Raw genomic sequence first — 12487 nt, 5'->3', positions numbered from 1 at the left:
GGGCGTAAATGTCAATGCTGAAAACACGGACGCTGGATCGAGTGTATGAACATCTACAACGCTTTTTTTGGCTCGCCGGCCGTCCGGCAGTGGTGCGACGCTGACGCGCAGACGGGACCGGTGTCGCTGGCGCAACTCATCGCGAAGTCGGGTTCTGCCGCGTCAAAAGATGGGAGCGGATGGAATGTGCCGTTTCCTTCCCTGGATGCGCTCAATGCAGACTGCCCGGCCATCCCACGGACGCGCGATTTCACTTCGGGGATCGAGCACGGCTTCCTGCACATTCGCCATGCGTTGAAGCTGGTGCTTGATCCGTTGACGCAACCATTGTCGTGGCTGCTCGACTTCTCGCTGCGTGTGGTAGACGTGGTGCCGTGGTGGCTCGTCACGCTCGCGCTGCTCCTCGTGACTTACGGCCTTTCGCGTTCGAAAAGGATTACAGCGCTCGCTGCCGGGATTCTGCTTTGCCTCGGACTGGTCGATCACCTGCACTACGCGTTGCAGACAACCGCGATCGTCTTCACGTGCACGATTATCTGCATCATGCTGGGCATGCCGATCGGTATCGCGATGTCAAAGAGCGACAAGCTGAAAAGCAGTCTCTTGCCTGTGCTGGACATGCTGCAGACGCTGCCCTCGTTCGTCTATCTGATCCCGCTGATCTTTCTGTTCAGCGTCACGGAGCCGAAGCTCTACGGTATCGCCATCATCCTGTATGCGATCGTTCCCATGATACGACTGACCGACCTGGGCATCCGTCAGGTCGACGGGAGCGTTGGGGAAGCGGCATCTGCGTTCGGCATGAGCTGGTTCCAGAAGCTTGTTGGCGTAGAACTTCCGCTTGCTCTTCCGAGCATCATGGCCGGCGTCAACCAGACCATCATGATGTCATTGTCGATGGTGGTGATCGCCTCGCTCGTATCGGCGCCTGGACTGGGTGTGCTGGTACTTCGAGGAATCAACAACCTCGAGCTTGGCGTAGGTCTGGTAGCAGGTCTTTCGATCGTCTTTCTGGCGATACTTTTCGATCGCGTCACCAAAGCGTCGATGTCGCGCCTTAGCGCCCACACTCAGGGAGAACGGTCATGAGCGGGGACGTGAAAATATCGGTCCGCAACTGCTTCAAGGTCTTCGGACCGAATGCCAAAGCGATGATGCCGCTAATCCGTGACGGCGTCTGCAAATCGGAACTGCTCGAAAAGCATGGCCACGTGATTGGTCTTCACGACATCAACGTCGACATGCGCGCCGAAGAGATCACCGTCATCATGGGTCTTTCCGGATCGGGAAAGTCGACGCTCATTCGTCACCTGAACGGCCTGATTGTGCCTACTGCCGGGCAGATCCTCATGGACGGCCGGGATATCACGGAGCTGTCGGGCCGGGCCTTGCTGGATTTCAGGCGATCCTGCGTGTCAATGGTGTTTCAGAACTTTGCCTTGATGCCGCATCTCACCGTGCTCGAGAACGTGGGACTGGCGAAGAAGGTATGCGGCAAGTCCCGAGAAGCCACGACGCAGGATGCACGGCGCTGGATAGACCGTTTGGGCCTCAGTGGGTTCGAGAGCCGGTACCCGCATCAGCTGTCCGGCGGCATGCAGCAGCGGGTGGGCATTGCACGGGCGTTGACCTCGGATGCGGGCGTGCTGTTGATGGACGAAGCGTTCTCCGCTCTCGATCCTTTGACGCGTGCCGACATGCAGGATCTGCTCATCGAGCTTCAACGCGAACTCTTCAAGACGATCGTATTCATTACACACGATCTCGAGGAAGCACTGAAGATCGCCGATCACATTGTTATCCTGAAGGATGGAAAGGTCGTTCAGCAGGGCGCACCGCAAAGCATCATTCTGAATCCACGCGACGAATATATCGAGCGGTTCGTCAACGACATCAACCGGGCGCGCGTACTCAGAGTCAGGTCAGTCATGCAGCCGGGCGTGTCTACGGTGGCACAGACGACGGACGTCATCGATGGGAATGAGACGCTCGAGGCCGCCATGGTGAAATCGCAAGGCGATCCAGACAGGACTTTCACTGTCACCGAGGCTGGCGCGGTGATCGGTACGCTGGCCATGCGGGACCTGATACGCGCGATCGTGCCGCGTAGCGTGCGCGGCGGACCGCAACAAGGGAATCAAGCTGCAGCCGACGCCCAACCGGTCACCGCCGTTCAAACGACGGTTGTCTGAATTCGGTCGGGCCGCGTCATCGAGCACGAGTTGTTCAGGTCCGCCCCAAACCCGTATCGAACCGAGGAAATGCAGTGCGCTATCTAGACCATTTTTACATCGACGGAAAGTTTGTTCCCGCCTTGGATCGTACGCGGCGTCCGGTGATCAATCCGGCGACTCTCGAACCGGTTGGCGAAATCGCAATGGGAACCCAGGCGGACACCGACGCTGCCGTCAACGCGGCGAGGCGAGCCTTCGAATCGTTTTCGAAATCCGACGTGCGTTTCAGGCTGGAGATGCTTCGCCGTATCGCGGCGCTCTTCGAAAAGCGCCGGGAGGATTTCGCGAGGCTGATGACGCTGGAGATGGGAACCCCGATTTCGTTTTCCCGATCGGCCCAGGTGGAAGGATCTCTGGCTCACATCCAGAATGGAATCGAGATTCTTCAACGCTTCGAGTTCGAGAAAAAGCAGGGCAAGACAACGCTGGTTCTGGAGCCTGCGGGGGTGTGCGGCCTGATCACACCCTGGAACTTTCCGGTCTTGCAGATCATTACCAAGCTCATTCCCGCGCTGGCCGTGGGTTGCACCGTGGTCCTCAAGCCGAGCGAATATTCCCCGCTGAGCGCGATAAGTCTTGCTGAGTTGCTGCACGATGCGGATGTACCGGCGGGTGTGTTCAACCTGATCAACGGCGATGGCGCAACGGTGGGGGCTGCAATGTCGGCCCATCCGGGGCTGGATATGATCTCGTTCACGGGTTCCACCCGAGCAGGGATTCTTGTCGCCAAGGCGGCCGCGGAGACGGTGAAGCGTGTGCACCAGGAACTCGGCGGAAATTCGGCGAACATCATCTTGCCTGACGCCGATATAAGGACAGCAGTCAAGGCGGGTGTGCACGCTGCCTATCGCAATGCCGGACAGTCGTGTACCGCGCCCGGACGAATGCTGGTTCATCGTAGCCGGTACGAAGAGGCGATCGAAATTGCCCGGGATGCAGCAGAGCATTTTCGTTGCGGCGACATATTCGATGAAGCCACCTTGCTCGGCCCGGTAGTGAACGAAGCGCAATACACCCGCGGCAAGGAGTTGATCGCGTCTGCATTGGAGGAGGGCGCGACGCTGGTGACCGGTGGAGCCGATCTCCCCGCCGGCATCGAGACAGGGTATTTCATCCAGCCGACCGTGTTCGCCAATGTGACCCGGAACATGCGAATCGCAAAGGACGAAACCTTCGCGCCGATCGTATCGTTGATTGCCTACGACGATGTCGACGAGGCTGTCGATATCGCGAACGATACCCCATACGGGCTCGCGGGATACGTGCAGGGCAGCGATGAAAGCGCCTCAAAAGTCGCGTCCCAGTTGCGGGTGGGGCAGGTACAGATCAATCAACCGCAATGGGATCCGTCCGCACCGTTTGGCGGCTTCAAGCAGTCAGGCAATGGACGGGAATGCGGCGAATCGGGTTTTGAAGCCTATCTCGAGATCAAGGCAATTCTCAAATCCTGATGTTCCGCGAAATAGGCAGTTGAAAAGTGTTCTCCATCGACAACAGGAACCCGCAAACACCTGCTTTGGACGACACGCATTTCGGAGCAAGACTGCGGTCGGCCAGACATTTCTCTTTTTTGCTGGTCCCGAACTTCAGCATGATTGCGTTCGTGAACGCGCTCGAAGTATTGAGGATGGCAAATCAGGTCAGTGGGCATGACAGTTTCAAATGGTCGGTGTCGGGTATCGACGCGTCAACCGTCCGGGCGAGCAATGGCTTGATGATCCCCGCATTTGCCGCCGACCGGATGGACGAGGCGGACGTTTTTCTGGTTTGTGGCGGCAACGACATCGAGCGAACGACAACCGAGGCTCATCTCAATCTGGTGAAGCGCTACGCGCGCTGCGGCAAGTTCCTCGGCGGAATATGCACCGGCACCTATGTGCTCGCAAAGGCCGGACTGCTAAAGGGCTACACGTGCGCAATCCACTGGGAATATCTCTATGCTCAAACAGAGAGATTTTTCGACGTCGGCTTTGAAGAACGTGTCTTCAGGATCGACCGGGACAGGCTGACCTGCGCAGGCGGCATCGCGCCCGTGGACATGATGCTGGATATCGTCAGACGGTCGATGGGATTGGGTACCGTTGCCATGATCTCGAATCAATTTTCCTTGAATAGCGTCAGAAGCACCGATGCGAGGCAGAAGACGACACGGCATGGATCGTCGAGAAGCTTGGTGTCCGCTATCACCGAGCTGATGGAAAGCAACATCGAAGCGCCCTTGTCGCTCGACACGTTGTCAGGGCGCAGCGGCCTTTCCGAGCGGCAGCTCTCGCGTACATTCAAGATCGCGGTAGGTCAGCCCGTCATGAAATATTACCGCTCGCTCCGGTTACGGCACGCGCGGCAGCTCCTTTTGCAAAGCAGCTTCTCTCTGACGGAGGTGTGCGTCGCGAGCGGGTTTCAATCGCACGCTCGTTTCGCAACCTCGTACAGAGAGGAATTCGGCCTGACACCCGGTCAGGAAAGGGAGCGTGGTGAACACAGGCCGGCGGCCGGGGATCCACGCTACAATTCCAATAGTGGATCAGCGCTCGCATCGCTGGTTGCACGGTAGCGTGAGCAGCCTCGCATGAGTTTCAGCCCGTTCATCGATCAGGTCCGGGAGCTGCGGTAATCGTGACGTTGCTTCGTCGCCAACGGAGATTGTGCACATGGGCTCACTGAAGGAAACACTTCCGCCGCCGAACATGCTGATCACGTTTGAGGCCGCGGGGCGCCATCTGAGTTTTTCGCGCGCAGCCGTCGAGCTGAACGTGACACGGGTCGCGGTAAGCCAGCAGATTCAGGCCTTGGAAGCGTTTCTGGGTGTTCAGCTGTTCCATCGAGTCGACCGCGCTGTGCGGCTCTCAGACAATGGCGCTCGTTACCATGCCGCGATTTCATCCGCTTTGCGGCAGGTTCTTCACGCAACCACGGAAATCAGTTCGCGGCCCATCGACAACATCGTGACGATCAGTGCCACGGCGGGTTTCACCACCTACTGGCTTTTGCCAAACCTCGGTGCGTTTCGCGCGCTGCACCCGGACATCGAACTTCGGTTTATCGTCGCCGACCAGTACGCAGACGGTGACAATAGTGTCGACATTGCCGTCACCTACGGGCTGACGCCGCCGGAAGGGGATTCGGTTCTTCTCACGTCACAGACGATCGCACCCACGTGTTCGGCCACCTATCTCGCGACCAGGGAAGCACCGGAAAAGCCGGCTGACCTGCTCAAGCATCAGTTGATCCATCTTGAGGGGCCTTTTGACCGGCTGACGAGATGGTCCACGTGGTTCACCAATCAAGGTGTGAACATGGATGCCGCCAAGTCCACCATCACGGTGAACACCTATACGAATCTTGTTCAGGCCGTGTTCGATGGACAGGGGTTCGCGCTGATCGGGCCTCCGCTGATGGAGCGGTTCCTGACCAACAAAACGCTGGTGCAGCCCCTCAGAATGGAGCCGGTTCGCTGCCACGGGTTTCATCTGACCGTCCTCCGGCATTCGCCAGTCGCGGCTGCCACGGGAGCCGTAGCAGATTGGATCAAGGGGTCTTTTCTCTGCGATCGCGACGCTGCATAGGTCATCACGCACTGTTGGCACAGGCCTTCGATCTATATCAGGCCGCACCGATCAGCATCAGTCGGCTCCAACCATCGCGTTAACCTTGAGTTAACCTCGCCGCTTATTTTTCCTGCGTTTACGGCGCAATAGTCAACGCGCACCATCTGTCAGTCTCGATCGTTGTCAGACATAGCGCTGCGTGCCGGTCTGCTCGCGCAGGTTCGCCAAGCTCTGTTTGCGATCGCCTACCACCGATGCAGGGAACCCTATGGACATCCGCTATAAGAGTGAAGCCAACGCCTCTAACTCACACCTTGCAGCCGATCGGATCTTCCGTTGCGACGAACTGGTCGCGGAGCATTACGTCAGCAAAGTCGATAGTTCGATAATTGCCGCGTTCGAAGCTATCGATCGCCCGGCTTTGCGCGCGTATCGACTCGAACGACTTCGCGCGCAACTGCGATTGCACGACTATGCCGGGATGTTGCTGGCCGATCCGATAAATATCCGCTATGCGACGGATACGAACAGCCTGGGCGTATGGGTGATGCACGCGCCGAGTCGCTATGTTTTCGTGGCGACCGATGGTCCTGTCATTTTGTTCGATTTCACGACCAGTCGGCACAATAGCGAAGGCATCGAGACAATCGATGAAATCCGCCCGACGATCGCGTGGAATTATTTTCTTGCGGGGCCGCGCGTGCAGGAAAAAGCGCGAGATTGGGCACGCTGCATCGCCGACGTGGTGCGTCAGCATGGCGGCGGCAACAGGCGATTGGCCGTCGACAAGTGCGATCCCTGGGGAGCGGAACTGCTGAAAACTGAGGGAATATCGCTGCATGACGCACAGCCGCTCTCGGAAATGGCGCGCCTGATAAAAGGCCCGCAAGAGATCGAGCAGCACAGAGTGTCGATGGCCGTATGTGATCTCGGCGTTTCGAGAATGAGAGAGGCACTGCAGCCCGGCATCACCGAAAATCAGCTATGGAGTGTTCTCCAGGATACGAACACGGCGCATGGAGGGGAGTGGAGTGAGGCGCGTCTTCTGAGCTCCGGGCCGCGAACGAATCCGTGGTTCAGGGATGTCTCGAACCGCGTGATCAACGTCGGCGATATCGTTGGGTTCGATACCGACATGGTGGGTCCTGGCGGATACCTGTCCGATATTTCCAGAAGCTTCATCTGTCCGGGGAAAGGTCCGTCAACGGAACAAAGGACGCTGTTTGGTCACGCAAGGGATCAGATTGCTCATAACTGCGCTCTGCTCAAACCCGGTGTGACGTTCCGGGAGTTTGCCGAGAAGTGTTGGGAAGTGCCAGAGAAGTACGTGCACAACCGCTACATGATGATGGTGCACGGATGTGGCCTTGTCGACGAATATCCGAGTGTCGCCTATGCCGTTGATTTCGAGGAATGGGGTTACGACGGTACGTTCGAAGAAAATATGGTGGTGTCGGTCGAAAGTTTCATTGGCGAGAAGGGTGGGCAGGAGGGCGTCAAACTGGAAGAGCAGGTGATGATCACGGCGAACGGATCTGTACCACTGTCGAGTTGCCCGTTGCTCGGTGATCTATTGATCTGATCACGTCAATACAGTGGATAGTCGATGGCGTCGAAAGCCGGCGCTAGCCTATCCTGCGATCACTTTTTCAATACCGTTATTCTATTGCGTATTTCGACGTTTTCCTCGAGGTCTTCTGCGTGAGTTTGCGAGGTCGTTCATGTGATTCCGTTAGCTTGATGCCGGAAGTCAGCACGCTTCTTCGCTCTGTGCGGACACTTGCTCGAAGTGAGACGGCGAAACTGATGGGCGGCACGCTAAGGCTCATCCGATAAGGCCGCTTCACTACTTCGACGAGAACGAGTAATCCGGCTCGAGAAGCTGATTCCTGGCCGCTCCCGGCGTGGTGCAAGCGCTCGAAGCGAGTGCCCGCCGAGGCGCTTCGCCCGTGTGCTGGGCGTGACTGAAAATCTAGAACACGCCGAAATCGTCGTTGCTGTCGGGAATCGCGGCGAGCAGGTCGGCAAGCGCGCGCCAGCCGATCAGGCTCGATAGCGTCATCCCTATGCGCAGCCAGCGCTCGGCACGCGAGCCGGACTTCGTTGGCGATGTTGGCGCTCTACGCCGCATTTGTTGGGTTGCGCTTTTCGTTGTTCGGGCGTCGATCGATGCGCGACGCAACAGGCAGGTCTGCATGCCGTTTCTCCAGTGTTGAACGCCTCCGACGCTGCTCGCATCGCGCCTCGCCTCGCGTTTGCCGCAGCTCCACACGGCTTACCGGGCCGCCGTTTCCGTACCGGTCACGCGCGATAGCAGCGCCCCCAATACATGTCGCAACGACGTGGCGCCCAAGCGTCGCTCGCTGACGTTCGCCTCCACGTCGATGCGGCCGGCGTTGTGCGCGTCGTACAGATCGGCGATCAGTTGCGCGTGCCGCTCGCCGAGCCCGGCGCCGCGCAGCATGGCACTCCATTCGTCGCGAGGCAGCCGGTGGGCGGCGATCGTCCGCCCCGACAGTTCCGCCAGGGTGCGCGCGACGTCGAGCGCGCTGACCCGCTCTTTCCCTTCGATACTGACCACTCGCGGCATCGCGCGCGAAGGTCCCTCGTCGAGCAGCAACTGCGCGGCAAGCTCGCCGACGTCCTGCGCGGCGACAGTCGGAAATAGCTTGTCGAGCGGATCATGCAGACTCGGCAGTACACCCCGGCCGAGCGCGACCGGCAGCACGCGGGCCCAGTTCTGCATGTGCTCGGCGGCGCGCAACAGGATCAGCGACGAAGCGACGCCGCGCAACTGCGTTTCGAGGTAGTGGAACAGCGTCGTGATACCGGTGCCGTGCGCGTGCTCGGCGCCGTAGTCGGATAGCGCGAGGAGCCGCGGCGGCGCGGCCGAGCGCAATGCGGTGACGCCCGCGTCGATGATCTGCCGCATCGCGGCCGCGGGATCGTCGTGCGCGTGCGGCACCGGACAGAGCCATTGCACTGCCCGCGCGCCGCGGATGGCGCGCGCGACCGAACCGGCGTCGTTCAGGTCGGCGAGCGCGATCTCGCAACCCATTGCCGCGAGCGTTTCGGCCCGCGTTGCGTCGCGCACCACCGCGCGTACTTCCTGGCCCGCCCGACGCAAGGCGGTTGCACTCGCATGTCCCACGTGACCGGTCGCTCCGAAAATGACGAACACGTCGTGCTCCTTTTGAGGATGGCGTTGACGTGATGGTAGGGACGCCGCGCCCGCGTGGCGCGCAGATCCGGATGACTTTGCGCGGATATGGATGATTTTTTTCGACGATGCCGCGCAGGTCGCGCGAATCGCGTCGGCTGTTGGCGAGCTACGAAATTCCGTCACTCCGGCGAACCCGCCGAAAACGCCGCACAATGCTGGCATCTCGCCGTCATTCAGATCCCTCAGGAGACAAGCGATGAACGCCGTCACTCCGATTCCCGCGCCTGCGCCGCACAGCGGCTCGCGCATCGCCGTGCGCACCAGCGGGGCGCTCGGCTGGCAAGGCTTCGGTGCGGAGCTGGTCGACGTGTCGGCCGGTTTGCATCGGATGCCCGCGTTTCGCCATCACCGGGTGGGCGTACACGTCGGCGCGCCGGTGACTGCGCGCTGTCTGTGCGATGCGCGCCGTCACACGCGGATTCAGGCGCACGGCGATGCGGACGTGATCCCCGCGGGGCTAGAAGGTCAGTGGAGCGATGACGCCGCCTGCACGATTTTCAGCGTCTGGTTCGCCGAAGACTTCGCGCGACGGACCGTCGAGCAACTCGCGTTGAGCTCGCGCGACGCGCAGCTGCGGCCGCGCTTCCAGATGCGCGATCCGCGCTTTCAGCATCTCGCGTGGGCGCTGCGCGCGGAGCTCGAAGCGGACGACGCGTCCGATCCGCTCTACGCCGAAAGTCTGTGCACGGCGATGCTGGTGCGTCTGATGGGCGTCGAACCCATCCCCGCCAACCGGCGGCGCACGCTCGCGCCGCGCACGGCCGCGCGCGTGATCGAGTTCATCGACGCGCATCTCGATCAGCGTCTGACGCTCGACGAGCTCGCCGCGCACGCGCAACTGAGCGTGCCGCATTTCAAGGCGCTGTTCCGCGACACGCTCGGTGTGCCCGTGCATCAGTACGTGATACAGCGCAGGGTTGAGCGTGCGCGAACGCTGCTGCTGCAAGGACGCCTCAGCGCAAGCCAGATCGCGCTCGAGACCGGCTTTGCGCATCAGAGCCATATGGCGCACTGGATGTCGCGTTTGCTGGGCGTGACGCCGCGTGAAGTGCGCGGCGCCGCGCGCGACGACGCGGCGATGTCGGGGCTGGTGAGACTACAGCGTTAGGGCGCGAGTCCTGCGGCGCGCCACCCTTGTCCCTGTGGCGCAACGCATGTCCGCTTCAACCGGGCGCGGCCCCCGTCAACTGCGCATAGACATCATGCGCGAGCTGCAACAGCTCCTTGCGATCGATCCCCCCCGACACCGCATAGCCGAAATCGCCGTCGACCCAATAGAACACGTTGACGGGCCCCGCCTGATACAGCTTGAACGCCGTCGTATTCGCGTTCTCGCGACGATGCGAGATGCACAGCGTGACGCGCTCGCCGTTCGGTCCGCGGTACATGAACTGCGCGGTCGGGCCGTCGTCGCCGGGCAGCAGGCGGCCGCCCGACAGCATGAAACCGCTTTTCGACAGCATCGGCGGGTGGACCTGGGTGCCGAGCCGGTTTGCGAGCCATTGCACGAAGTCCTGCTCGTGATCGGCGCTCATCTCGCTCGGCCGATCGATCGCCGGCATGTACACGACATGCGCGAGCGCCGCCTGGCGCGCGAAGCTCTCGGCGCTGTCCGCGCTGACTGGACGATTTCCTGCCTGGGTAGCGGCCCCTGTGTCGGCCCCTGTGTCGGCTCGATCGATCGCAACGGGCGGAATCAAATCGTTCCTGTGCATGCCGATGCCCACGCCGAGCACGAGCGCGGCAGCCATGCCCGCGAACTGCGCGGCAAAACGCGGCCAGTTCGCGGCCGCTCGCGCGCGGCGCGGCGCGACGGTCTGCAGACGCTTCGGCACCGGCTCGCTGAGCACGCGGTCGTAGCGCTCGTGAAGCAGACCATTGAGCGAAAAGTAATCGCTGACCCGCGCGGCCAGCTCCGGATTCTGTTCGAGCGCGCGCTCCACGTCGTCACGCCGCTCGCCGGACAGCGTGCCGTCCACGTACGCGTGCAAGTCTTCTTCGCCGATCGGCATTTGCGGCTCGCTCATCGCACCACCTGTAATTTCGCACCGGGCTGGGCGCCCGCCATCAAAGCCCGCAGCCGTTCGCGTCCGCGCGACAGCCGCGACATCACCGTGCCGATCGGAATGTTCAGCGCGAGCGCGACATCGGCATAGCTCATTTCCTCCAGACCGACCAGCAGCACCACCTCGCGCTGTTCGACCGGCAGCCGCTGCAACGCGTAATCGAGGTCGCGCATTTCGAGCGAACGCGTCTGGCCCGACGGCACCGCGAGCTCGCTTTCGGCGATGCTGTCGTCGTCGACCGCGACGTGGACCGCGCGCGCCGACGCCTTGCGCGCCTGATTCGCGAACACGTTGTGCATGATCGTGAAGAGCCACGCGCGCAGATCGGTGCCCGGCTGGAACAGCCCGGTGCGGCCGAGTGCGCGCTCGAGCGTGTCCTGCACGAGGTCGTCGGCGAGCTCGCGATTGTTGATCAGCGCCCGCGCGTAGCGCCGCAGACGCGGCACGTGCTCGATCAGCTCGTCACGGACATCCATGGTTGATCCCGGTCAGGGGGCGTGGGGGTGGCATCGGCTTCACTCGCGTCGGTATCGATACGCGCCGGGCCGGTCGCGGAGGCTCTCGTCGCACGGTGCGTTCGAGTTGCAAACACCTGTCAGCGCATTTTATTCCGCGCGGGCCGCGCGCACCGTCGTCAGCGCGCACTCATCACATCGGCGGCGCGCATCAGGCCGTGGGTGCGCGCGTTGCCCGCGACGACGAAGCGCTGCCGCTGCGCGGTCCACGTCAACAGCCGCAACTCGCCGATGCGGCGCGCGGCCCACTGCGGCTCGTCGCGCGCAAACGACGCCATGGTCGACAGCACCACCACCGGCTGCTGATCGCCGTTCAGATACACGAGTTCGTCCGCGCGCTGCAATGGCCCGAGCCGCAGCACGCGGTGCTCTACGAGGCGCAGGCCGATCGCGCCGAGATCCGGCGCGGCCGGATCGGCGCGCGTCGGCGTTGCCGGGGAAATGGGCCGCGCGGCGGCTTCGGCGAGCGCCATCACGGCGGCGTTGTCGAGCGCCTGTGCGGACACCTGAGTCGCCGCGAACCAGCCGCAGGCGGCGATCAGCATCAGCGCGAGCGCTGCGAGCGCGAGCAGAATCCGGCGCCCGCGGCCGGCCGGTTGCCGGCGCATGCGGAGCTGGCGTGATCCGCCGAGGTGTTCATGCGCGGGCTCCTCCGTGGTCTGAAACGTAGCCTGGATCTGCGCGTTCAAGCGGTCGTAAAAGGCGACCCGCCGTGCTTCCGCCGGATGCTTGCCGAGATAGTCGCGCAGCGCCGCGGCGCGCTCGGGTGTCAGCGTGCCGTCGGCGTAGGCCTGAATGTCGCCTTCGGTGGGCGGCGAGCCGGAGGGGTGGTCGGTCGAAGTCATGGTGATGCGCGGTCTTGATGGCGGCTATCAAACTGCAAACACGGCTGCGCGGGCGT

General features: G+C 61.8%; 11 protein-coding genes. 7 read left to right on the top strand and 4 right to left on the bottom strand.

Annotation, left to right across the window (positions count from 1 at the left end; all coding sequences use genetic code 11):
* Positions 1–45: 45 nt before the first annotated feature.
* The 6 genes from L0U84_RS28535 (at position 46) to L0U84_RS28510 (ending at position 7364) form a co-directional block, all read left to right on the top strand.
* A complete protein-coding gene (locus L0U84_RS28535; protein ID WP_233855079.1) occupies positions 46–1089 on the top strand; it encodes an ABC transporter permease in 1044 nt (347 codons plus the stop codon).
* Positions 1086–2192 (top strand): quaternary amine ABC transporter ATP-binding protein, encoded by a 1107-nt coding sequence (locus L0U84_RS28530; protein WP_233855077.1) that lies wholly within the window; start codon positions 1086–1088, stop codon positions 2190–2192. Before L0U84_RS28535 ends, L0U84_RS28530 begins: the two co-directional genes overlap by 4 nt.
* 74 nt (positions 2193–2266) lie before the next feature.
* A complete protein-coding gene (locus L0U84_RS28525) occupies positions 2267–3685 on the top strand; it encodes an aldehyde dehydrogenase family protein (protein WP_233855075.1) in 1419 nt (472 codons plus the stop codon).
* A 26-nt stretch (positions 3686–3711) separates the two neighbouring features.
* The gene (locus tag L0U84_RS28520; RefSeq protein ID WP_233855073.1) at positions 3712–4788 is read left to right on the top strand and encodes a GlxA family transcriptional regulator; all 1077 of its coding nucleotides are present in this window, start codon (positions 3712–3714) and stop codon (positions 4786–4788) included.
* A 97-nt stretch (positions 4789–4885) separates the two neighbouring features.
* A complete protein-coding gene (locus L0U84_RS28515) occupies positions 4886–5800 on the top strand; it encodes a LysR substrate-binding domain-containing protein (RefSeq protein ID WP_233855071.1) in 915 nt (304 codons plus the stop codon).
* Between the two features lie 250 nt (positions 5801–6050).
* The gene (locus L0U84_RS28510) at positions 6051–7364 is read left to right on the top strand and encodes a M24 family metallopeptidase (RefSeq protein WP_233855069.1); all 1314 of its coding nucleotides are present in this window, start codon (positions 6051–6053) and stop codon (positions 7362–7364) included.
* 693 nt (positions 7365–8057) lie between these two features.
* Here L0U84_RS28510 and L0U84_RS28505 read toward each other — a convergent pair.
* Complete coding sequence (locus tag L0U84_RS28505; protein WP_233855067.1) at positions 8058–8963, bottom strand: NmrA family NAD(P)-binding protein; 906 nt, start codon at positions 8961–8963, stop codon at positions 8058–8060.
* Between the two features lie 238 nt (positions 8964–9201).
* On the opposite strand from L0U84_RS28505, the gene L0U84_RS28500 reads away from it, so the two are divergent.
* Positions 9202–10113: an AraC family transcriptional regulator gene (locus L0U84_RS28500; protein ID WP_233855065.1), complete on the top strand. Its 912-nt coding sequence runs from the start codon at positions 9202–9204 to the stop codon at positions 10111–10113.
* 55 nt (positions 10114–10168) lie between these two features.
* Here L0U84_RS28500 and L0U84_RS28495 read toward each other — a convergent pair whose 3' ends face one another.
* The 3 genes from L0U84_RS28495 to L0U84_RS28485 form a co-directional block, all read right to left on the bottom strand.
* Positions 10169–11032, bottom strand: a complete 864-nt coding sequence (locus L0U84_RS28495) for an anti-sigma factor family protein (protein WP_233855063.1) — start codon at positions 11030–11032, stop codon at positions 10169–10171.
* A complete protein-coding gene (locus L0U84_RS28490; protein WP_129963093.1) occupies positions 11029–11547 on the bottom strand; it encodes a sigma-70 family RNA polymerase sigma factor in 519 nt (172 codons plus the stop codon). Before L0U84_RS28490 ends, L0U84_RS28495 begins: the two co-directional genes overlap by 4 nt.
* A gap of 158 nt (positions 11548–11705) precedes the next feature.
* Positions 11706–12431 carry an anti-sigma factor family protein gene (locus tag L0U84_RS28485; protein ID WP_233855061.1) on the bottom strand — a complete coding sequence of 242 codons (726 nt, stop codon included), beginning with the start codon at positions 12429–12431 and terminating at the stop codon, positions 11706–11708.
* Between the last annotated feature and the right edge of the window lie 56 nt (positions 12432–12487).

This window comes from Paraburkholderia sp. HD33-4, from assembly GCF_021390635.1.
Classification (GTDB): Bacteria; Pseudomonadota; Gammaproteobacteria; order Burkholderiales; family Burkholderiaceae; genus Paraburkholderia.
Note: the sequence above shows the minus strand (reverse complement) of the source record. Positions and strands in the feature narration are given on the sequence as shown.

Excerpts from the sequence above, each read along its gene's own strand:
- L0U84_RS28535 (WP_233855079.1), top strand. The coding sequence starts at position 46 with ATGAACATCTACAACGCTTTTTTTGGCTCGCCGGCCGTCCGGCAGTGG.
- L0U84_RS28530 (WP_233855077.1), top strand. The coding sequence starts at position 1,086 with ATGAGCGGGGACGTGAAAATATCGGTCCGCAACTGCTTCAAGGTCTTC.
- L0U84_RS28515 (WP_233855071.1), top strand. The coding sequence starts at position 4,886 with ATGGGCTCACTGAAGGAAACACTTCCGCCGCCGAACATGCTGATCACG.
- L0U84_RS28510 (WP_233855069.1), top strand. The coding sequence starts at position 6,051 with ATGGACATCCGCTATAAGAGTGAAGCCAACGCCTCTAACTCACACCTT.
- L0U84_RS28500 (WP_233855065.1), top strand. The coding sequence starts at position 9,202 with ATGAACGCCGTCACTCCGATTCCCGCGCCTGCGCCGCACAGCGGCTCG.
- L0U84_RS28495 (WP_233855063.1), bottom strand. The coding sequence starts at position 11,032 with ATGAGCGAGCCGCAAATGCCGATCGGCGAAGAAGACTTGCACGCGTAC.
- L0U84_RS28490 (WP_129963093.1), bottom strand. The coding sequence starts at position 11,547 with ATGGATGTCCGTGACGAGCTGATCGAGCACGTGCCGCGTCTGCGGCGC.
- L0U84_RS28485 (WP_233855061.1), bottom strand. The coding sequence starts at position 12,431 with ATGACTTCGACCGACCACCCCTCCGGCTCGCCGCCCACCGAAGGCGAC.